Origin of the sequence: Flavobacterium sp. Arc3, assembly GCF_041431375.1 — a bacterium.
Taxonomy (GTDB): domain Bacteria; phylum Bacteroidota; class Bacteroidia; order Flavobacteriales; family Flavobacteriaceae; genus Flavobacterium.
The window spans coordinates 37804-59975 of sequence record NZ_JASMRI010000018.1; the positions used below are offsets into that span (position 1 = coordinate 37804).

The following is a 22172-nucleotide window of genomic DNA, read 5'->3' on the forward strand; positions in this document are numbered from 1 at the left end:
ATTAGTTGTAGCATTTATCTTCAAATGCATTCCCATCTTCATCAATGGCAACTAATATTCTTTGCTCACGCGAAGAAATAAAGCTTCGGTACATCCAAGGAATTGACCATAAACCTAATGTAGCACAAGAATAAAGAAAATTGATATTATGATTTACTTTAATTCCTTTTTTTGATAAAACAGCGAAAGGTAATTTATCATTTCTCTCTTCTATCACAAACCCTTTATTAATTTTTTCCTTAAGAATTTTAGAGAATTTAATTTTATTCTCATCGTTGGTTAACTCTTGGTTTTTCATAATAATCAAATGATTAAATTTCAATATTGTTGTATTAAGTCAAACAATAATGATATAACAAATTTATGCCGTTATTCACTCTCCTACAATACCCACTTTTAGTGATATTTTAAAAAATTGTATCTCTAACAAAGTTTATATATTTCAATCACAAATGTATTTATCAAAGCAATCAATCTTGTTATGTAATAATCCTATAAGTTTATAAAATTTACATAATCTGTAAGTTAGAAACCAAAAAAAAACTTGTTAGAGAAAACTATTTATAAAATAATTTCCTCTAACAAGTTTTTATAATTTAGACCTAAAATGCGTTAACGAATTCCTACTTTCTTTAATAAACTAGCCAACACTCCGTTTATTTCTTTAGAAACTTTAAACTTATAATTGAGATAAACATAAGCAATAGTAACTAAAACCGACTTCATACCAATAGCAATTATAGGATGTAAAGGAAACTCCCAGAAATAAAATGCTAAAAACAATATAAAAGTCAATATTAATGAAGTCACAGTTTGTTTTGTAAAAGGGTATAAATGCATCCTCTTAACTACAAAAAGTAATTTAGCTAAACTATATAAGGTTATAGACAATAATGTCGCAAAAGCAGATCCTAGGATTCCGTATAGTGGTATAAAGATCATATTTAAAGCTATTGTAATAAACACTAAGAACAGCCCTAAAAACAGCACCATACGATAGTATTTTGAATTAAATATTATCGCGTTATTATTCCCTAAAATTAAATCAAAATATTTTGACATACCAATCATAAAAACAACTGATATTCCGCCGCTATACTCCTTTGGGACTAACTCATATAACTGATTGATATTAACAAAAATACAAAGCATTACAAAACCACCTACTACTTGAAGATTGATCGAAGTTTTTTTATACAAATCATTCAGTTCATCATGCTTATTTTCATGCATCAACTTTGCTGTAATGGGATATACAATTTGGTGCATAGCACGACTAGGAACTGAAATAACTAATGCAATGTATGTTGCAACAGAATAATACGCTATGTTTTCAATCACCATGTATTGATTTAGCATTAACTTATCACCATCCAAAAGTAAATTAGCCACACTACCTGACAGAATAATATAAAAAGTGTATTCTAACACCTCTTTTACATTATCTGGAATCGTAAATTGAAATCTAGGTTTCTTTATTTTAAAGGCATAAAACATTGTAATTACTAAGGCGAAAAAGTAAATTCCAGACGTCACATATACAAAATCAACAACAGTTATCCATTTAAAATATACTCCTATTAAAGCAAACAACGAAAATAATCGCAAACCAACTTCTTTAATAAAATTTCCAAAAACAGAATGCATGTGTACACGTGCCCAAGCATAAAAAATTTCGAAATACGCCATACATAATCCGGTAAACGGAATTAGCCAAATAAAAGTTTTAACAATTGGATTCTTTTTAGAAACAAAAAAAACCAAATCATCAAAGAAAAAAAGGCCAATAAAAGCTAAGGGGATGCATAGTAGTATAGGAAATAATACCGTAAAAGATAAAAACCGCTCTCGCTCCTCCTCTGTATTGTATTGAGAATAAAATTTTACTAAAGTATTTTGCATACCAATAGCAAAAAGTGGCATAATAACATTAGCCGCCGATAAAATATAATTTGTTACCGCATAATAAGTAGCACCAAGAAAAATTGGGTATAAATAAAGTGTATTAATAGCTCCTACACCAAAACCGATGTACGTTATTATTGTATTTTTTAAGGACTGATTTAATACTATTCCCATTCTTACTTATTGTGAGATGCAGTAATCTCTTTATATTATTTATTAAGCAGTTTCACCAGTTCTTTAGTGAGATTCTTTCTAGAATATTGTTGTAAACCAACGCCATTTGCCTGTAATTTGCCTTGCAAAAATTGATTGTAAAAATCCAAAATTACACTTTTTAATTTCACTTTCTCTGAATAATCAAAAAACACCCCAGTATTTGTATTTGTTATTATTTCTGCAAAATCAGAGCTCTTGGGTCCGATAGCAACAATTGGTCTGTTCGAAACCATATATTCAAATAATTTCCCCGGAATAATGCTCTTAGTATCTTCAGAATCAATTTCGATTAATAACAAAACTTGCGATTTACGTTGATGAGCAATCGCTTCCTCATGCGAAACATACCCCAGATTATTCAGATAAGGATTTAATCCAAATTGCGAAATAGTTTCCAGCACTTCCTGACTTACGGCCCCTATCAACTTAATCTCTAAATGTGATTTAAACTCCGGAATATCTTTAATCAACTCTACGAAGGACTCCCATAAAATCATAGGGTTTCGCTCAGAAAGAAAAGAACCAATGTGCGCCAAACTGAATTTATTATCCAATGGCTGTGTTTCTATATTCTCGACATCATATCCATTTGTAATTACCGCAATAGGCTTGCGTGTAATGGCTTCAAATTCTGTTTTTGTAGTCTTGCTCGTAACAATAATCGTATCTGCCGTATTCAAAACTTTACGTTCTAACATTTTATGCTTTTTAGTGGCATAATTTGATAATCGTAACGATTTATGATAACCAATAGTCGTCCATGGATCTCTAAAATCAGCAAACCACTTTAAATCTAATTTTTTCTTCAATCCCAATCCTATAAGGTGCAAACTATGCGGTGGTCCTGAAGTAACAATAGTGTCAATATTGTTTTCTACGATGTATTTTTCTAAATAAGAAATAGAGGGCTTAACCCATAAAAAACGAGCATCAGGAATAAACAAATTACCACGTATCAAAAGAAAAAGTTTATCGATAAAAGATTGTTTTTTTTGATTTGGAATAATTCCAGAACTTATCTTCTTGGTTTTATTTTTCGAAAAAAAAGAAGCTAATTGGTAAGGTTCAAAAATTTTCTGCTTCAAGACAATTGCCTTATCTGAAACTTCTTTTACTAAGTTTTCATCAACAATAGGATACGTAGGATTCTCCGGAATATAAACTATAGGCTGAATTCCAAAATCCGGCAAATATTTTACAAATTTAAGCCAGCGTTGAACACCTGGTCCTCCTGCTGGTGGCCAGTAATAGGTTATGATAAGGACTTTCTTTGATTCCAAAGTTTAAGGTTTAAGGTTTAAGGTTTCGAAACCCAACAAAATCGATATTAAAAAAACTTTAAACTTTAGACTTTAAACTTTTTTTCCTTTCATAATAAATTCCTCCCACTAAAAGCAATAACATCCCTACAGCACTAATTAAAGTAATAGTACTTCCAGTTTTTATTACTTGTGGTTCAAACTTAAACTCAATAGTATGTTCTCCCCCAGGAATAATCAAAGCTCTCAATACATAATCAACAGGGAAGTGCTCTGTCTTTACGCCGTCAATGTAGGCATTCCATCCATCTTCATAATAGATCTCAGAGAAAACCGCTAAGCCTTCGTTTTTATTATTAGAAGTGTATTTTATATAATTGGGTTTGTATATGTCTATTTTAATTGTTCCTGATGTGTCTAAATTTCTTTTTAAACGCGCATTTTTAAATTTATCACCATACAGATGAATATTGAAAATAGCTGCTTTCTTAGTATCCACTTCGTTTAGCAATTTCATTTCATCATTAGACTTATTTACTAATTTGACATCATTAACAAACCAGGCATTTCCATTAGCATTTGGATTTACCGTTGGGAATTCTTTTCCTTCTTTATCGGTCTGAATGATATATTTAACATTCAACATGTTTAGGATTTCCATGTTGTTTTTAGCGATTTGATAATCAAACAGCTGCTGTACTTTTCTAGGTTTTGCAGCGTGATACCCTCCAATAGATTTATGAAAATATGAAGCTCTCGCACTCGAAAAATTACCGCTCACCTCAAAAACACGATAATGACTCGTGTCTTTTAATATCATGGCATCTGAAGGCGTTTCCTGAAAAGGTACTTCAACTTCTCTTCCGCTGACAAAATCTTTAGCAGAAACATAATTCTTATCCACAAAAAACAAGTCGGAAACCATAAATAATCCAACAAGTATTATAGCCGTATTCTGAGCAATTTTGTTTTTTATAAATAACCAAAGAACTCCGGCAGACAGAAGAATAAAAAATCCAGAACGTAACAAATCTGCACTATACAAACTCATCCTGTCGCCTTTAAGGGCATCAACAAATCCAGGTCCGTAACTTTCTCGATAATATCCGTCATTAGCACCTGAAAAGCTAAACATACTTTTACTTAAAAACAAAACTACGATAAGTCCTAAAGCCACTGCTCCTGAATGCCAAAGAGCCTTCCATTGCATTTCTTTATCTAATTTAAAAAATGACTGTAATCCAATAATTGCTAAAACAGGGAAACATAATTCTAAAATTACCTGTATTGAAGAAACTGCTCTAAACTTATTGTACATGGGTACATAGTCAATAAAGAAATCAGTCAATACTGGAAAGTTTTTCCCCCAGGAAAGTAATAATGCAGTAATTGCTCCAGCAAGAAAAACATATTTAATTTTTCGCTCATCAATAAATAAAGCTATAATTCCCAAAAAGAAAACTACAACCCCAATATAAGCTGGTGCTGCAACAATAGGTTGGTCTCCCCAATAAGTTGGCATCCCTTTTACATAATCAGCTGCTTGTGCTTCAGGAACTCCTTGCCCAATCATGAATTCATACATTTTACTATCTGGACCTAGCGCTTCATGGTTTGATCCACCAAAAAGTCTTGGCGCAATCAAATTGAAACTTTCTGCTAGTCCGTAGCTATATTCCGTAATATAATCCCTAGTCATAGCGCTTGAAGAAGTGCTTTTTGAACCATCAGGATTAAAAGTCAATTCGCTTTTTCCCCTAGTACTAAAAGTGGCATATTCAGAAGTAGCCAGTAAATTGGTTGCATTGGCACCGATGGCAAATATCCCTGCAATTGCCAAGACTCCAAGTGAATTTAAAAGTGATTTATATGATTTGTCTTTAATATCTAAATAGATAAAGTAAGCCGAAAGTATCAGCAAGAAAATCAATAAATAATAGGTCATTTGAAAGTGATTGGCATTAATTTCCAATGCTGTCGCAAACATAGTAAGCAACCCACCCACAACATATTTTTTTCGGTATACCAGTATAAAACCAGCAATTACAAGTGGCATATAAGCAATAGCATGTGCTTTAGCATTATGTCCTACACCAAGTATTATAATCAAATAAGTAGAAAACCCGAAAGCTAGGGCACCAAAAAAGGCCTTTAGTGGATCTGTTTTTAAAACTAATAGTAAGCCATAAAACCCTAAGAAGTATAAAAATAAATAATCTGCCGGACGAGGTAAAAAACGCAAAGCGTCATCTATTGCACCTATAAAATCGTAAGGATACTTTGCCCCTAATTGATAGGTTGGCATTCCTCCAAAAGCACTGTTTGTCCAATAGGGCTCCACATGTTCAGCAGCTCTAAAGTCATTTTGCTCTTTGGCCATACCTGTATATTGAGCAATATCAGATTGGTAAATTTGTTTTCCCTGCAAAACGGGATAAAAATAGATTAAAGAGACGAGAACAAAACCAAGAATGGCTAAAGCGTGCGGGTAAAATTTATTGATAATTTTCAAATTTCCAGATTTATTTTTAAAATATGAGACTGTTAATTAGGGCAAATCTAATCTATTTCTTCGTAATCGACATAATCCCCTACTTTTTTGGTTTCCCTTGGTTTCGTGGAATTAGAGGTATTATAAATTACTTCGTCATTAGACTGTGCTTTCTTCCAAGAAGTATCTTGAGTTTTATTTTGCTGTTGCTGAAAATTCTCTCCTGCTTTTTGTACTACTTTTTTAACGAGTAAAGGCAAAAATAACTTCGCCAAAAACTTAAAAATATAATAGAAAGCCAGAATGTAAAACAGTACTCTTATAAAACCCGTAAAGGAGGCAGTTTGCATAATCAAATATTTTTTAGCAAAATTAATAAAACCATCTCGAAATTTCGGGACAAAATTAAAATATCATTCTTAAATAAATGATAAAATATAGTACATTTGAACAGCGTTATTACTTTTAAACCCAAAAAACAATATGTCAAAACTTAAAATAGTACTTGCTGCTGTGATTTTTATGTTTCCAATAATTCACTATGGTCAACATACTGATCAGATTAATTCAAATAGACCTGGTGAAACAATGTCTGCCTTTGCTGTTGGAAAATCCGTGATTCAAGTGGAAACCGGAATTTACGGTATTCAAGAGAACCACCGCTTATTAGGGTATGACGCTAAAGGATTTGGATTAGATTTAACTTTACGATATGGCGCATTACTCGAGCGCTTAGAATTTATAGCCGATTTGCAATACCAAAATGAAGACTTCACAACTCCATATAGCAATACTAAGAAATCCGATTTAAAGCAAACGGTTTTAGGTGCAAAATACCTAATCTACGATCCGTTTAAAAATCACGAAAATAAAATTAATATTTATAGTTGGAAAGCCAATCATTCTTTCAATTGGCATCAATTAATTCCTGCAGTGTCTGTATTTGCCGGTGCAAACTTCACGATGAAAGATAACCCCTATTATTTTTCTCCTGATGCCAGTATCTCGCCAAAAGCCATGCTGATAACACAAAATCATTTAGGTGATGGAACTTGGGTTTTTGTGACAAACATAATAGCAGACTATATAGGTACTGATTATCCAAGTTACAGCTATGTACTAACATTGACAAAAGGATTCAATGATAAATGGTCTGGGTTCGTTGAAAACCAAGGATTTAAAAGTGATTTTTACAGTGACGCCATCCTTAGAGGCGGTGCTGCTTACTTGCTAAACAACGACATGCAAATTGACGCTTCAATAAGCACCAATTTTAAAGATACACCAACCGTCCTTTATGGAGGAATAGGATTTTCTTGGCGCTATGATGCGCGTTATAAAGAAGTGCGAATGAGCATCGACAGTGGTGACAATTCCAAATCAAAATCGCAGAAGAAAGTGGAAAAAAAGAATAAAAAACGCAAAGATCAAATTCAATCTACACAATAAAAAAACATAATGATTACTATAAAAGAAGCTATTACAAAAAAGGAATTAACGACATTCATAAAATTCCCTTTTTCACTATATAAAGACAATGAATTCTGGGTGCCACCAATTATTGCCGATGAATTAGAATCATTCGATAAAACTAAAAATCCTGCCTTTGAAAATGCAGAAGCTTATTTTTACATCGCGTATAGAAATGACGAAATAGTAGGTAGAATTACCGCTATTATCAACTGGAGCGAAGTAAATGACCAGCAAAAAAAGAAAGTCCGCTTTGGATGGTTTGACGTTATAGACGACATTGAAGTAACCAAAGCCTTACTCGAAAAAGTTTATGAACTAGGTCGCAAAAACAATCTAGAACACGTAGAAGGACCTATGGGTTTTTCTAATTTAGATAAAGTAGGCGTGCTTACTGAAGGCTTTGACCAACTAGGAACCATGATCACTTGGTACAACCCTCCTTATTACGCTACTCATTTTGAAAAACTGGGTTACGTAACTGAAAAAGAGTATATCGAAAGTAAATTTCCTTTTAAAAATGTAAAGCTTGAAGCTTTTGATAAAGCGCAAGAAATAATCAAAAGAAGGTACCAGCTTAAAGCACTAAATTTCAAAAAAACAAAAGACGTGATGCCTTATGTAGACAAGATGTTTGATTTATTCAATGCTTCTTACGCTAGTTTATCTTCATTTGTTCCAATAACCGACATTCAAAAAGAGTATTTTAAGAAAAAATACATCAGCTTCATCAATCCCGAATACATAAAATTTGTAGAGGATAAAGACCAGAATCTAGTTGCTTTTGCCATCGTGATGCCTAGTTTTTCTAAAGCATTACAAAAAGCAAACGGCAAACTTTTCCCTTTTGGATTTTACCATTTATTAAACGCCAGAAAAAATAGTAAAGACGTTACTTTTTACCTGATTGGAGTTCATCCAGACTACCAAAGCAAAGGAGCGCATGCTATAATTTTTAAAGAGTACCATACTACTTTTACCGAAAAAGGAATAGAAAACTGTATTAGAACCCCAGAATTAGCCGATAATCATGCGATTCATGCAATTTGGAAAAACTTTGACCCAAAAATTATTTGTCGAAGAAAAACATTTAGAAAAGAACTTTAAAAAAAGTTTTTAGTAATCAGTTCTTCTTTCGATTTTCTATAAAAACACAATATCCATTAGCGCAAACTAATGGATATTTTTTTATTTTTTATTTAAGTCAAAGCTATTCTTTGCAATCAATTTTATTGTACACTAAATTTCCGTCAAATTTGATTTTCGTTTTATCTTTAAAAGCCATTTTCCCATTGATTTCAATAATTTCACCACAGCCCTCCACATAAGTATTTGCGTCTTTTTTTAGAAAAACCAATTTGCCTTTAAATTGATTGATATCATTTATATCAGCAGTAAGTGTAATGGTGTCCTTTTCAATTATGGCTTGGCAACATTCTTTGGCTGCTGTTTCCAGAGGCGCTTCAACTTTTACCTGAGGAACACTCACTTCTTCTTTTTTACTATTCATACAATAGGTAGACAAAGCCAATATTATAACAGTAGAAACCAAATATACATTTTTCATGTTTATTTTTTTTTACTATTAATAGACTAGTAAATTTAGCTAAAAAAACAAAAAACCATTCATAAAACGAATGGTTTTTGTTATCACATTCCCATAAAGAGAATCTAAAAATAGTAGAGTATTATGCGTCTAAATCAACTTTTGTTTTAGATGCAATCTCTTTATAAGTACCATTTTCTAATTTCTCACGTATAGCTTCAAACGCAACAAGAGTCTCATCAATATCAGATAATGTATGAGGAGCCGTTGGAATTACACGCAATAAAATCATTCCTTTTGGAATCACAGGATAAATCACAATCGACAAGAAAATACCGTGATTTTCTCTCAAGTCATTTACCATTACCATAGCTTCCGGAACACTTCCTTCAAGATAAACAGGTGTCACACAGGTATTTGTGTCCCCAATATTAAATCCTCTGCTTCTTAAACCGCTTTGTAAAGCATTAACATTCTCCCAAAGTTTAGCTTTTAATTCTGGATGATTACGCAACAAATCTAAACGCTTCAATGAACCAATTACTTGAATCATTGGTAGTGATTTAGCAAACATTTGAGAACGTAAGTTGTATTTTAGATAATCAATAATGTCTTTATCAGCTGCAATAAAAGCACCAATGTTAGCCATTGATTTTGCAAAAGTCGAAAAGTAAACATCAATATCATCTTGAACTCCTTGCTCCTCACCTGCCCCAGCACCTGTTTTTCCCAGTGTACCAAAACCATGTGCATCATCAACCAGTAAGCGGAAATTGAACTTTTGCTTCATCGCAACAATCTCTTTCAGTTTACCTTGTTGACCGCGCATTCCAAAAACACCTTCAGTAATAAAAAGAATTCCTCCCCCTGTTACTTCAGCTAATTTAGTAGCACGCTCTAAGTTTTTTTCCATACTTGCAAGATCATTGTGACGGTATGTAAAACGTTTCCCCATGTGCAAACGGACACCATCAATAATACAGGCATGAGCATCAACATCATAAACAATTACATCATTTTTTGTAACCAATGCGTCAATTGTTGACATAATTCCCTGGTACCCAAAATTCAATAAATAAGCAGATTCCTTCATTACAAAAGCAGCCAATTCATTCTCTAATTGCTCATGGTATTTTGTATGACCACTCATCATTCTCGCGCCCATAGGATAGGCTGCACCATATTCACTCGCTGCATCGGCGTCTGCTTTTCTCACCTCTGGGTGATTCGCTAAACCTAAATAGTCATTCAAACTCCAGTTCAAAACCTCTTTTCCACCAAACTGCATTCTAGGACCTAATTCACCTTCTAACTTAGGAAAAACAAAATATCCCTCCGCTTGCGAAGCCCATTTCCCTAAGGGTCCTTTATTGTTCTGAATCCTTTCGAATAAATCTTTTACCATAATATATTTAAGTAATAATTTTAATTTTAAGAAGTTGCAAAAATAAATATTTAAATCTTAAAAAAGGATTTTATGTCACTTTTTTTTAGTACCCGTCCTGCGCGTTCGTATTTTCGTTATGAAAAACGACTGTTATACCATGGTCAGAACCGCAAAAATTCGTTTTCAATAATAAACTTTGTACCTTTGAATAAATATTTCAATTCGACTTAATTTATGGCACTAGATACAAAAGAATTAAAATTGGCTGTTCTAATTGACGCAGACAATGTTCCCTATAGCAATGTGAAAGGAATGATGGAAGAAATAGCTAAATACGGAACACCTACAACCAAACGTATATATGCCGACTGGACGAAGCCTAATGCTGGAGGCTGGAAAAGTGTTTTATTAGAACATGCAATTACGCCAATTCAACAATACAGCTATACAGTTGGAAAAAACTCTTCAGATTCGGCAATGATTATTGACGCTATGGATTTATTGTATTCTGATAAAGTAGATGGATTCTGTATCGTTTCTAGTGATTCTGACTTTACACGATTAGCGATACGATTAAGAGAATCTGGAATGAAAGTTATTGGAATTGGAGAGAAAAAAACACCTAATTCCTTTATTGTTGCCTGTGATCGATTTATTTATATCGAAGTTTTAGACGGTGCTATTCAGAAAAAAGCAAAAAAACGCTCTGCAGACACTAAAAAACCTGCTGGAAAACCTGCTGGAAAAACGATCGAGAAACCTGTTGAGAAATCATTAAACAAAATAGATACACAAACCATAGAGCTAATAGAAACTACTATAGAAGACATTTGTGATGATGACGGTTGGGCGTTTCTTGGTGATGTTGGAAACCTCATCGTAAAAAGAAAACCCGAATTTGACCCTAGAAATTATGGTTTTGCAAAATTGACTCCAATGTTAAAATCTTTGACTGATATCCTAGAAATCGACGAAAGAGAATCGGAGAAAAAAGGAATCAAACACGTTTATGTACGATTGCGTTTCAGCTAGACGAATTGTTTAACTATAGTATATAAGTCTTCTTTTTTAATTGGCTTAGATAAATAATTATTCATTCCTATTTCTGCAACTCGTGCTTTTGTGCTTTCCATAACATCAGCTGTTACCGCAATAATAGGAATGTTCACATTTTCTACTCCTACAGCACCGCCTCTTATTGCGATTGCTGCTTCGTAGCCATCCATAACTGGCATTTGAAGATCCATCAAAACAATATCAATCTTATTTGTTTTAAATACATCCAATCCTTCCTGACCATTATTTGCATATAAAACAGTGGTGTTCAACCATTTTTTAGTAATCATTTTAATCACCATCTGGTTCATTGCATTGTCTTCAACCACTAAAATAGTTTTTCCGCCCAAGTCATAAACAACTATTTCAGCAGGTACTATTTCACTTTTTTTAATTTCAACTACATCCAAATCAATTGTAATTTTACAACTTGTACCTTTATCCACTACACTTTCTATTTTTATTATTCCATCCTGCATATCCACCAACGTTTTTACAATGAACAAACCTAAACCAAGTCCCCCGAATTTTCTTTTGTTATCAATATTATTTTGAGAAAAAGAATCAAAGATACTTTCCATTTTTTCTTTTGGTATTCCCACTCCTGAGTCAGAAACATTCATTATCAAACTAACCTTATTATCATCCTTCAGCAGAACACTAACATTAAAATTCACAAAGCCCTCTGATGTAAATTTAATAGCATTACTTAGCACATTATTTACAAGCTGTACTAATCTAGTTTCATCCCCTTTAACAATCTCAGGAAGATCATTTGTCATCGAAAATTGAAATTCTAATCCTTTATCTTTCGCTCGAATTTCCGCACTATTCTTTAAACCCTGAAAAAAATTCATTGGGCTAAAATCCACTTTTTCTAATTTCAATTCCTTTTTTTCAATTTTAGAAAAATCTAAAATATCATTTACTGAACTTAGTAAACCATGGGAAGAATATTTTATGACTTCGCAATTCTTTCTAATTTTTTCATCTTCTACTTCACTAGCCACAGAATCTATTAAATTTATAATAGCATTTAATGGTGTTCGCAACTCATGACTGATATTAGATAAAAAATAAGTTTTTAGATCATTCATCTCCTCTGAACGAATCAAAGCAATACGATTCAGCTCATTTTTTTCATTTTTCAAACTTCTTATTAGATTAGACATTGAAAGCGAAAGAAAGACAACTTCCATGCCAGTACCTAATTTTGAACTATTTTGAGTCAAAAAATTGCTAGGTAGTATTCCAAAATTATGCAATATAAACACGGTAAATCCCACAATCAAAAACAAAATACCTGCCGAGAAAAAAGAGTCTACTGGTTTCCGTTTGTAATACAGGTAAATTATAGAGTACACAATCAATACTAGAAATACTAATGTCAGAATGTTTATCAGTAGGTAACTTAGCAGCAAAAGTGACGGAAATAAAACCACGCAGACAAATAACAGCAAAAGCAGCATATAAGAAACATTAAACAAAATGTAAATCGTTTTACTGTGCTTTTTAACTTTTAAAAATACTTCGCTATATTTTCCAGAGAAAAAAACTGCAATTATAGCAATAAAAAGCAAGGCATGGTCTGAAAACCATCCTGCATAAGGGGTCACAAATTCGTAGAAAAAACCATCTAAAGCGAATTGCAACAGCCCTACAAAAACAACATACAGACTATAATATAAAAAAGTTTTATTCCCTAAGGCAAAAAAGAAAAAAAAGTAAATAACAGCTACGATTGCCAAAATGCCGTAAAAAAATCCAAAAACTAACTGCTCAAAAGAAATCTTCCGTATAAAATTATCTGCATTGCGTAAAGTTAGTGGGATTTTCAGCACCTCTCCATCACTTTTTAAATGTAAAAAAAAAATTAAATTTGAATTAGGTTGGATGTCAATCTTAAAAATTGTCCTGCGATTATCATATGTTCGTTTAGAAAAGGGAATCCCATCTCCACTAACTGCTTTAGAAACCTTACCAGACACCTGATCAATCGTATATAACTCAGCAAGATTAGTTATGGGCAAAGCTGTTTCCAAATAATAATGTAAATCTGAATCAGTGGGGTTTTGAAGTCCAAAATTTGCCCAAAAATTATTTTGCGTAAAACCTAAATCATCAATTGCCGTTTTTAATGCTTTAGGATCCAATGCATCATAATGCATCATTATATATTTAATATCTAATTCTCTTTCACCGACATCTGTTATAGAAGTATAGCTATGTAAAGATATTTCCTCAGGCAATGCATCCGCCTGAAATATATATTGCGAATATGCATTGGAAAAAATGAAAAAGAAAATTATAAAAGCATTAATGAGGGTAGTGTTTTTCTTCATTCTTATATTTTATTCTTTGTATTTATCGTATTTAAGTAAAACTAATTTTTCAGATTTCCTTAGCTGTTTTCCACGGTGCGAAATATATAAATATTTTTTTTTTTTATAATAGTAAAATATGCGAAAGAACTTATATTCTTACTAAATTAGAGGTCTACAAAAAACTTTAATATGAGAATAAAATTTTTTACTTATGGAATTGCCGTCTTTATTAGTAGCATGGCATCGCATTTTTACTTCAACACGGGGTTGCTCTTCCCTATTATTATTCTACTCCTTTTAGTTATTGGCTTTTTTAATATCATACAACCTAAACATGCCATTCTTAGAAATTTTCCCGTTTTGGGTTATTTCAGGTATTCTTTTGAAAGCATAGCTCCTGAGATACAGCAATATTTCATTGAACGAAATACAGATGGAAAACCATTTTCAAGAAGTGAACGCGCCCTTGCTTACCAAAGAGCGAAAAACATAGATGCCACTACTCCATTTGGAACACAATTAGACATTAATCAATCCAATTATGAAGGGATTAAACATTCTGTCTTTCCAGTTAAAGTCAATCACGATTTACCGCGAATTCTAGTGGGCGGGCAAGATTGCACGCAGCCGTACTCTGCTTCGTTGCTAAATATTTCAGCAATGAGTTTTGGTTCCTTGAGCGAGAATGCAATCGTAGCGCTTAACAAAGGAGCACTTAAAGGAAATTTCTATCATAATACTGGTGAAGGCGGGCTAACCGAATTTCACCTACATGGTGGTGACGTAACTTGGCAAATAGGTACTGGATATTTTGGCTGCCGCAGTGATGAAGGAAATTTTGATGCTGAAAAATTCACCGAAAAAGCCAATACCCCTTTTGTAAAGATGATTGAAATAAAATTATCACAAGGAGCAAAACCAGGTCATGGAGGCGTATTACCCGCAGAAAAAAACACAGAGCAAATCGCAAAAATAAGAGGAGTTAAACCGCACACAACCATTCTTTCTCCTCCCAGCCATAGTGCATTTCATGATGCTAGTGGCTTAATATAATTCGTTGCTTTACTACGCCAATTATCTAATGGAAAACCTATTGGCTTTAAGCTATGCATAGGGCAGACAAACGAGTTTGAATCAATTTGCCAAGAAATGATTCTGCAAAATTGTTTTCCCGATTTCATAACAGTTGATGGAGCTGAAGGTGGAACGGGCGCTGCGCCATTGGAGTTTTCAGATGGAGTAGGAATGCCATTTGAACCTGCACTTATTTTTGTGAACAAAACATTAATTAGGTTAAACATTCGAGACAAAATACGCGTAATATGCAGTGGCAAAATAATCTCAGGTTACTCCATACTAAGAGCAATAGCAATGGGAGCAGATATGTGCAACAGCGCCAGAGGTTTTATGTTTTCCTTAGGTTGTATTCAAGCATTGCGATGCAATAACAATACTTGTCCTACTGGTGTTGCCACTCAAAATAAAATGCTAATGAAAGGCTTGGTTGTGACAGATAAATCAGAACGAGTTTATCATTTCCATAAAAATACTTTGCATGCGGCAAATGAACTTCTTGCCGCAGCAGGAAAGTCGAGCTATGAAGAAGTTGACGGCAGTATTTTTATGCGTGGAGATGAATTCTCGCATCTGGCTGATCTGTATTTCCCAGACAACTTGGGAAGCGTTACGCAGTACTAAAAGAAAATTAATATCCACAAAAAAGAGGGCTATTGAAGCCCTCCAATTGTTAATTCTGATTTACCATTATCAACTCATACATTAAAAAAGTATAGCTGAATATTGCAATGTCATTCTCATGTGAAGATTGACATACACAAGTAATTAATCAAAACCACATATCAAAGATATTAAAAATTATCTTAAAATAACTGTAAATCAATAGTTTAACTAACAATTAACCAAATAGCAAGTTGACTTTAAACAATCTTTAAGTTTACTTCTACTTTATTAATAAGTTCACATCAATCACGTCTTTTTTAAGTGTTTTCCAAATTACTATTTCATTACCAAATTAAAACGAAAGTCAGTTCCTCTGATATTCCAATAAAAAAGGAGGCCTTGTTACAGACCTCCAATTTTCAGATTTTGGTTTATCTTCATCAACTTATACCTTTTGATACAACCAACTATTAAATACACTACTCCTTGCAGATGGCCATACTCAATAACAAACCAAAATCATACTCAAAGATAGCAAAAAAATAAAATTAATATACTGAAATACAGTGCGTTAAATACTAATTAACATTATTACAATTATCGCTAAACATATCGCAATAAATTTTGACAATATCCCATTTATGTCTAAAAATTAAATCCAATAAATTTGCATTAAATACAAATTTCAAGACATGCACTGATACCCCTTAGCTAATTAAAATTATGCCCCATGGACAAACCGCACAAAAAAACACTTTGTTACAGCCATCTAATTTTCAGACTTTACTTCATTATGATCAATTTTATCTTTTAATACAGTTGGCTATCAAATCGACTACTCTTGAATACGGCTGTAAGAAATCATATTCAAAGACTTAAACAAATAAGAACTTAACTTATTGTTAATAAGATCTGCACCACCACCGTAAGCTGTTTTAAAAAAGTTAGAATAAAAGGCACTTACAATCTATTTCACCTACCACTTCTCATTCTAATACTATTAAAGGATACCTATATAACAGCTCTTTTTTTTTTAAAAACACTTACCTTTGATACATCCTAAATAAAAATAAATGAAACTCGTCTTTGCTTCAAATAACAAAAATAAAATAAAGGAAATTCAACAACTACTGCCATCAACTATAGAAATAGTAAGCTTGGAAGATATAGGTTGCCATGAAGAAATTCCAGAAACTGCCGATACTATCGAGGGAAACGCCATTTTAAAAGCCAATTACGTCACTGAAAAATATGGTTACGATTGTTTTGCTGATGATACAGGACTGGAAGTAGAAGCCCTGAATGGAGATCCCGGAGTATTCTCAGCCAGATATGCTGGCGAACAACGCAGTTCTGAAGACAATATGGACAAACTATTGCTAGCTTTATCTAATAATCCAAATCGTAATGCCCATTTCAAAACAGTAATTGCTTTAAATGTAAACGGGGGACAACATCTATTTACAGGCATAGCAGAAGGCCACATCACTATAACCAAAGCCGGAAGCGAAGGTTTCGGTTACGATCCTATCTTCCAACCTGAGGAGTATCTACAAACTTTTGCCGAATTGTCCTCTGCAATAAAAAATCAAATCAGTCATAGAGGAAAAGCCACCCAATTACTAATCAGCTTTTTAAAAAATAAAAAGTAAGTGTTAAAATTCAACGATTTTGATTGGGATATTTATTATCTCCACCGTTATTTCTTTATCTAATTCCAAATTCAAACTGATAAATCTAAATTTAAAAATATAACTTTCTGATAATCAAATAACAATAAAAAGACAAAACTTTAGACAGCATTAGTTTATCTCAAATATTAACAGTACTTTTGCACACTATTTTAAAAACACATATGAATAAATTTGAACAATTAGGATTGAGTGAATCGTTACTGAAGGCGATTTTAGATCTAGGATTTGAGAATCCGACCGAAGTACAGGAGAAAGCGATTCCCCTATTATTGGAAAAAGACACAGATATGGTTGCGTTGGCTCAAACAGGGACAGGGAAAACGGCAGCATTTGGATTTCCAGTTATTCAGAAAATTGATGCCAACAACAGAAATACTCAAGCATTAATTTTATCTCCAACACGCGAACTTTGTTTGCAGATTACCAACGAAATTAAAAACTACTCTAAATACGAAAAAGGTATTAATGTGGTAGCAGTTTACGGTGGAGCTAGCATAACAGACCAAGCAAGAGACATTAAGAGAGGCGCACAAATTATTGTGGCAACTCCAGGAAGAATGCAAGATATGATTAACAGAGGATTAGTAAACATTTCTCAAATTAATTATTGTATTCTTGACGAAGCTGACGAAATGTTGAACATGGGTTTCTACGAAGATATCGTAAACATCCTGTCAACTACGCCAGACGAAAAAAACACATGGTTATTCTCGGCTACAATGCCTGCAGAAGTAGCTAGAATTGGAAAACAATTCATGAAAGATCCTATTGAAATTACAGTAGGAGCTAAGAATTCAGGTTCTGCAACAGTATCACATGAGTTTTACCTTGTAAACGCACGTGACCGTTACGAAGCTTTGAAACGTTTAGCTGATGCTAATCCAGATATCTTCTCAGTAGTTTTTTGTAGAACAAAACGTGATACACAAGCTGTTGCTGAGAAATTAGTAGAAGATGGATATAGCGCTGCTGCATTGCACGGAGATTTATCTCAAGCGCAACGTGATGGCGTAATGAAATCTTTTAGAGGAAGACAAATCCAAATGCTTGTAGCTACTGATGTTGCTGCACGTGGAATTGATGTTGATAACATTACTCACGTAGTAAACTATCAACTACCTGACGAAATAGAAACTTACAATCACCGTTCAGGTCGTACTGGTCGTGCTGGTAAATTAGGTACTTCTATTGTAATTGTAACTAAAAGCGAATTGCGTAAGATTTCTTCTATTGAAAGAATCATCAAACAAAAATTCGAAGAAAAAACAGTTCCTTCAGGAATCGAAATCTGCGAAATCCAATTATTACACTTAGCTAATAAGATTAAGGATGTAGAAGTTGATCACGAAATTGACAACTATCTGCCTGCAATCAATAATGTACTTGAAGGCTTATCGAAAGAAGAGTTAATCAAAAAAATGGTTTCAGTTGAATTTAACCGTTTCATCAACTATTACAAGAAAACTAGAGATATCTCTAATCAATCTTCAGGTTCTGAAAGACGTGATGACAGAGATGGTGCTCCAAGAGACAATAATGGTGGTGCAACAAGATATTTTGTGAACATCGGTTCTAGAGATAACTTCGATTGGATGTCATTAAAAGACTACTTGAAAGAAACATTAGACTTAGGTCGTGATGACGTTTTCAAAGTAGACGTAAAAGAAGGTTTCTCTTTCTTTAACACAGATCCTGAGCACACAGATAAAGTTATGGAAGTATTGAACAACGTACAATTAGAAGGACGTCGTATCAATGTTGAAATTTCTAAAAATGATGGTGGCGGAAGACGTGATCACAACGGAAGAAGTTCTGGTGGTGGTGGTTTTGGTGGCGGAAGAAGTTCTGCTCCAAGAAGAGAAGGTAGTTTCGCACCAAGAAGAGAAGGTTCTGGTGGTGGTTTTAGAAGCGACAGAAACTCTGCTCCAAGAGAAGGCGGTTTCGGTGGAAGAAGCTCAGCTCCTAGAGAAGGTGGTTTTGGAGGAAGAAGTTCAGCTCCTAGAGGTGAAGGTTCTTCAGACAGAGCTCCTAGACGTTCTGAAAGTTCTAGTGACTCATCTAGACCAAGAAGACCAAGAAGAGACTAACATTTACTGTTAATTTTCTTATAATTATATAAGAGAACTATAGAATATTTGATCTTGTTTACTACTTTTAAAGTTTTAAATCAGTTTATGAAATATTTTATAGTTCTCTTTTTTTTAGCACTATCCTTAACCGCATCATCCCAAGAGATAGTTCACTCCCAAAAAGTATCTGGCTTTATCTATAACGACAACAATAAGTCGCCATTGATTAATGCTAATATCATCAACATCAATAAAGTTAGAGGAGCGCGAACCGACTCTAACGGTTATTTTGAAATTGACGTTCAACCTACAGATACGTTACATATTTCTCTTTTAGGTTTTCAATCACTGAGAGTTAAAGTCACCAATGACTGGATAAAAAACAAAGTAGCTAAGATTTTTCTAACCGAGAGTGCTATTGCATTGGAAGAAGTGGTTATTAGACCATTTAACCTAACAGGTTATCTCGAGGTAGATTCAAAAACAATTCCTACAAGTGAAAATTACCGATATAGTATTTCTGGCTTAACCCATGGATACGAAGCTGGTGAATACTCTCCAAATGCATTTGGAAGGGTTCTCGGCTCCATTTTTAACCCAGCGGATATGCTTTATAATTTCTTTGGTAACAACCCAAAAGAATTAAAAAAGTTAAAAGAAATGAGGAAAGACGATACGGTACGCAACCTTCTAGAATCGAAGTTTGACAGAGAAACCCTTGCTGTTCTTCTAGGGATTGATAAAAAAGAAATCCCAGAAATATTGCAACGTTGTAATTACTCTGAATCGTTTATTAAAACTGCAAATGACCTACAAATAATGGACGCAATAAGCGGCTGTTATGAAGAATATAAAATTTTGAAGAAACGATAATTTAAACGTTTATTATCAATATTCAAAAATCAAGCAAAAAATTATCAATCCCCAATTACAAACGTAATTGGGGATATTTATTTAAAACACACTCCCTTTATTGTACTATTAATTATAACGCTAGAAACATGTCAAATATACCTTTCCAAACTATCGACTGGGGCACAATAGAAAAAATAGCATATCCTGGAGAAAAAGGAACTGCCTACTGGCAAACGATGCAGTTGGGCGGACTAAGGATTCGAAAAGTAACCTATTCCGCAAATTACTTGGCAGATCACTGGTGTCAAAAGGGACACATCGTGCATTGCCTCAAAGGAAACTTCATCAGTGAACTGGTAACGGGAGAAGAGATTAAACTTACGGCAGGAATGACATATGTAGTTTCAGATGATTTAAGTTCGCATCGCTCGATATCTGAGGCTGGTGTTGAATTATTAATCATCGACGGGGATTTTTTAAAATAATATTTAGAAGGAACCAAAATATTACATACATTTACTTACATTAAACACGAAAATCCAAATACTATTATCATGGCAAAAAGTCAAGACGCGAAGAAAACCGCCAAAAAAGAGCCTCTTAAAACGGCTAAAGAAAAGAAAGAAGAAAAAAGAGACAAAAAAAATGCTCCAAAAAGAGAGTAATTCTTTTAAATAACAAACCCTCATTTATTACTAAACGAGGGTTAATTTTTATAATTAAATCCAATTGCTATTTAACTGGAATATTAGCCAAAACCTCAACTAAGAATTTCCAGAATTTTTGAGATGACGAGATACTTGCTCTTTCATCTGGCGAGTGCGCTCCTTGAATAGTTGGACCAAAAGAAATCATATCCATATCAGGATAATTAGTTCCAAGGATTCCACATTCTAGTCCAGCATGACAAGCCACAACTCTTGGTTTTTCACCAACTTGTTTCTCATAAATAGGTATTAAAACATCCATGATTTCTGATTCTGTATTAGGAGTCCATCCTGGATAAGATCCTGAAAGTTCTACTTCACAGCCCATTAATTCAAAAGCTGATGTTAAGGCATTAGCCAAATTAAACTTAGCCGTTTCTACAGACGAACGCGTTAAACACTGTACAGACAACTTTCCTTCTCCTAAAACTACTTTGGCTATATTATTAGAGGTCTCTACTAAATCAGCAAAGTCAGCACTCATTCTATAAACGCCGTTGTGAGCAGTATACATTGCTCTTACAAAATAATACTGAGCAATAGACGGCATTACTTTTGCCGGTGTAGTATCCAGTTTCTCAAAAACCACCTCTAAATTAGGTTCAGTCGTTTTTAATTCTGTTTTTATATCATTAACCACTTGTTGCATGTCATACACAAAAGCTTCATCAAATACCGAAGCAATTATAACTTGCGCCACACTTTCACGAGGAATAGCATTACGAAGGCTTCCTCCTTTAATTTCTGATATTTGCAATCCAAAATTATCAAAACCATCAAATAATACACGGTTCATAATTTTATTCGCATTGCCAAGTCCTTTATGAATATCCATTCCTGAATGCCCACCGTTTAATCCTTTTACGGTAATTTTATATCCTACAGAACCTTCAGGAGTTTCCTCCTCATCATATTCAGCAGTAGCGGTAACGTCAATTCCACCAGCACAACCAATGTCGATTTCGTCATCCTCTTCCGTATCTAGATTTAAAAGAATTTGTCCTTGAAGAATACCTCCTTTTAAATTCAAAGCCCCTGTCATTCCAGTTTCTTCATCAATGGTAAACAAAGCTTCAATAGAGGGATGCGGAATATCCTTACTTTCTAAAACTGCCATAATTGCCGCAACACCTAAACCATTATCTGCTCCAAGTGTAGTTCCTTTAGCACGAACCCAGTCTCCGTCTACATACATATCGATTCCTTGTGTATCGAAATCAAAAACAGTATCTGAATTTTTTTGGTGCACCATATCCAAGTGTCCCTGCATTACTATTGCTTTACGGTCTTCCATTCCTGAAGTTGCTGGCTTACGGATAATCACATTGCGAATATCATCTTCAAAAGTCTCTAATCCAAGGCTTTTACCAAAGTTTTTCATGAACTCAATCACTCTTTCCTCTTTTTTTGAAGGGCGAGGAACTGCATTCAAATCGGCAAACTTATTCCAAAGTACTTTTGGTTCTAAATTTCTTATCTCTTGACTCATTTATTGTTGTTTGAAGTTTAACAT

Annotated in this window: 16 protein-coding genes and 1 pseudogene; 8 read left to right on the forward strand and 9 right to left on the reverse strand. The window is 33.6% G+C overall.

The window, feature by feature from the left end:
• Position 1: 1 nt before the first annotated feature.
• From QO200_RS13405 to QO200_RS13425, 5 genes are all read right to left on the reverse strand, one after another.
• Positions 2–298 (reverse strand): hypothetical protein, encoded by a 297-nt coding sequence (locus tag QO200_RS13405; RefSeq protein ID WP_371540957.1) that lies wholly within the window; start codon positions 296–298, stop codon positions 2–4.
• A gap of 314 nt (positions 299–612) precedes the next feature.
• Positions 613–2079, reverse strand: a complete 1467-nt coding sequence (locus QO200_RS13410; protein WP_371540958.1) for an oligosaccharide flippase family protein — start codon at positions 2077–2079, stop codon at positions 613–615.
• Between the two features lie 35 nt (positions 2080–2114).
• Complete coding sequence (locus tag QO200_RS13415) at positions 2115–3401, reverse strand: glycosyltransferase family 4 protein (RefSeq protein ID WP_371540959.1); 1287 nt, start codon at positions 3399–3401, stop codon at positions 2115–2117.
• Positions 3402–3459: 58 nt separating this feature from the next.
• On the reverse strand, positions 3460–5892 hold the full coding sequence (locus QO200_RS13420; RefSeq protein WP_371540960.1) for a YfhO family protein: 2433 nt from the start codon (positions 5890–5892) through the stop codon (positions 3460–3462).
• Positions 5893–5939: 47 nt separating this feature from the next.
• Positions 5940–6221: a DUF4834 family protein gene (locus QO200_RS13425; RefSeq protein ID WP_371540961.1), complete on the reverse strand. Its 282-nt coding sequence runs from the start codon at positions 6219–6221 to the stop codon at positions 5940–5942.
• Positions 6222–6354: 133 nt separating this feature from the next.
• Here QO200_RS13425 and QO200_RS13430 point away from each other — a divergent pair, with 133 nt between their 5' ends.
• Both QO200_RS13430 and QO200_RS13435 read left to right on the forward strand, forming a co-directional pair.
• Positions 6355–7320, forward strand: a complete 966-nt coding sequence (locus tag QO200_RS13430; RefSeq protein ID WP_371540962.1) for a transporter — start codon at positions 6355–6357, stop codon at positions 7318–7320.
• A 9-nt stretch (positions 7321–7329) separates the two neighbouring features.
• A complete protein-coding gene (locus QO200_RS13435; RefSeq protein ID WP_371540963.1) occupies positions 7330–8448 on the forward strand; it encodes a GTP cyclohydrolase in 1119 nt (372 codons plus the stop codon).
• 103 nt (positions 8449–8551) lie between these two features.
• Here the strand turns inward: QO200_RS13435 and QO200_RS13440 are convergent, their stop codons facing one another.
• Both QO200_RS13440 and QO200_RS13445 read right to left on the reverse strand, forming a co-directional pair.
• Complete coding sequence (locus tag QO200_RS13440; protein WP_371540964.1) at positions 8552–8908, reverse strand: hypothetical protein; 357 nt, start codon at positions 8906–8908, stop codon at positions 8552–8554.
• Between the two features lie 121 nt (positions 8909–9029).
• Positions 9030–10292, reverse strand: a complete 1263-nt coding sequence (locus QO200_RS13445) for an aminotransferase class I/II-fold pyridoxal phosphate-dependent enzyme (RefSeq protein ID WP_371540965.1) — start codon at positions 10290–10292, stop codon at positions 9030–9032.
• Positions 10293–10508: 216 nt separating this feature from the next.
• On the opposite strand from QO200_RS13445, the gene QO200_RS13450 reads away from it, so the two are divergent.
• Entirely contained in the window at positions 10509–11306 is a 798-nt protein-coding gene (locus tag QO200_RS13450; protein ID WP_371540966.1) for an NYN domain-containing protein, read from the forward strand.
• On the opposite strand, the gene QO200_RS13455 is transcribed toward QO200_RS13450, so the two are convergent.
• Positions 11303–13672 carry a 7TM diverse intracellular signaling domain-containing protein gene (locus QO200_RS13455; protein ID WP_371540967.1) on the reverse strand — a complete coding sequence of 790 codons (2370 nt, stop codon included), beginning with the start codon at positions 13670–13672 and terminating at the stop codon, positions 11303–11305. The two genes, QO200_RS13450 and QO200_RS13455, sit on opposite strands and share 4 nt — an antisense overlap.
• Before the next feature lie 171 nt (positions 13673–13843).
• On the opposite strand from QO200_RS13455, the pseudogene QO200_RS13460 reads away from it, so the two are divergent.
• From QO200_RS13460 to QO200_RS13480, 5 genes and pseudogenes are all read left to right on the forward strand, one after another.
• A pseudogene (locus QO200_RS13460) lies at positions 13844–15352 on the forward strand (FMN-binding glutamate synthase family protein).
• A gap of 1055 nt (positions 15353–16407) precedes the next feature.
• A complete protein-coding gene (locus QO200_RS13465) occupies positions 16408–16986 on the forward strand; it encodes a non-canonical purine NTP diphosphatase (protein WP_371540968.1) in 579 nt (192 codons plus the stop codon).
• Between the two features lie 203 nt (positions 16987–17189).
• Positions 17190–19115, forward strand: a complete 1926-nt coding sequence (locus tag QO200_RS13470) for a DEAD/DEAH box helicase (RefSeq protein ID WP_371540969.1) — start codon at positions 17190–17192, stop codon at positions 19113–19115.
• Between the two features lie 87 nt (positions 19116–19202).
• Complete coding sequence (locus tag QO200_RS13475) at positions 19203–19970, forward strand: carboxypeptidase-like regulatory domain-containing protein (protein ID WP_371540970.1); 768 nt, start codon at positions 19203–19205, stop codon at positions 19968–19970.
• Between the two features lie 128 nt (positions 19971–20098).
• Entirely contained in the window at positions 20099–20437 is a 339-nt protein-coding gene (locus tag QO200_RS13480; protein ID WP_371540971.1) for a DHCW motif cupin fold protein, read from the forward strand.
• A 247-nt stretch (positions 20438–20684) separates the two neighbouring features.
• Here QO200_RS13480 and QO200_RS13485 read toward each other — a convergent pair whose 3' ends face one another.
• Positions 20685–22148 carry an aminoacyl-histidine dipeptidase gene (locus QO200_RS13485; protein ID WP_371540972.1) on the reverse strand — a complete coding sequence of 488 codons (1464 nt, stop codon included), beginning with the start codon at positions 22146–22148 and terminating at the stop codon, positions 20685–20687.
• Positions 22149–22172 lie beyond the last annotated feature (24 nt).

What these genes read in the sequence shown, in the direction of transcription:
- QO200_RS13475 (WP_371540970.1), top strand. Translation starts at nt 19,203, where the DNA reads ATGAAATATTTTATAGTTCTCTTTTTTTTAGCACTATCCTTAACCGCA.
- QO200_RS13485 (WP_371540972.1), bottom strand. Translation starts at nt 22,148, where the DNA reads ATGAGTCAAGAGATAAGAAATTTAGAACCAAAAGTACTTTGGAATAAG.
- QO200_RS13465 (WP_371540968.1), top strand. Translation starts at nt 16,408, where the DNA reads ATGAAACTCGTCTTTGCTTCAAATAACAAAAATAAAATAAAGGAAATT.
- QO200_RS13445 (WP_371540965.1), bottom strand. Translation starts at nt 10,292, where the DNA reads ATGGTAAAAGATTTATTCGAAAGGATTCAGAACAATAAAGGACCCTTA.
- QO200_RS13435 (WP_371540963.1), top strand. Translation starts at nt 7,330, where the DNA reads ATGATTACTATAAAAGAAGCTATTACAAAAAAGGAATTAACGACATTC.
- QO200_RS13480 (WP_371540971.1), top strand. Translation starts at nt 20,099, where the DNA reads ATGTCAAATATACCTTTCCAAACTATCGACTGGGGCACAATAGAAAAA.
- QO200_RS13405 (WP_371540957.1), bottom strand. Translation starts at nt 298, where the DNA reads ATGAAAAACCAAGAGTTAACCAACGATGAGAATAAAATTAAATTCTCT.
- QO200_RS13455 (WP_371540967.1), bottom strand. Translation starts at nt 13,672, where the DNA reads ATGAAGAAAAACACTACCCTCATTAATGCTTTTATAATTTTCTTTTTC.
- QO200_RS13470 (WP_371540969.1), top strand. Translation starts at nt 17,190, where the DNA reads ATGAATAAATTTGAACAATTAGGATTGAGTGAATCGTTACTGAAGGCG.
- QO200_RS13440 (WP_371540964.1), bottom strand. Translation starts at nt 8,908, where the DNA reads ATGAAAAATGTATATTTGGTTTCTACTGTTATAATATTGGCTTTGTCT.
- QO200_RS13410 (WP_371540958.1), bottom strand. Translation starts at nt 2,079, where the DNA reads ATGGGAATAGTATTAAATCAGTCCTTAAAAAATACAATAATAACGTAC.
- QO200_RS13430 (WP_371540962.1), top strand. Translation starts at nt 6,355, where the DNA reads ATGTCAAAACTTAAAATAGTACTTGCTGCTGTGATTTTTATGTTTCCA.
- QO200_RS13425 (WP_371540961.1), bottom strand. Translation starts at nt 6,221, where the DNA reads ATGCAAACTGCCTCCTTTACGGGTTTTATAAGAGTACTGTTTTACATT.
- QO200_RS13450 (WP_371540966.1), top strand. Translation starts at nt 10,509, where the DNA reads ATGGCACTAGATACAAAAGAATTAAAATTGGCTGTTCTAATTGACGCA.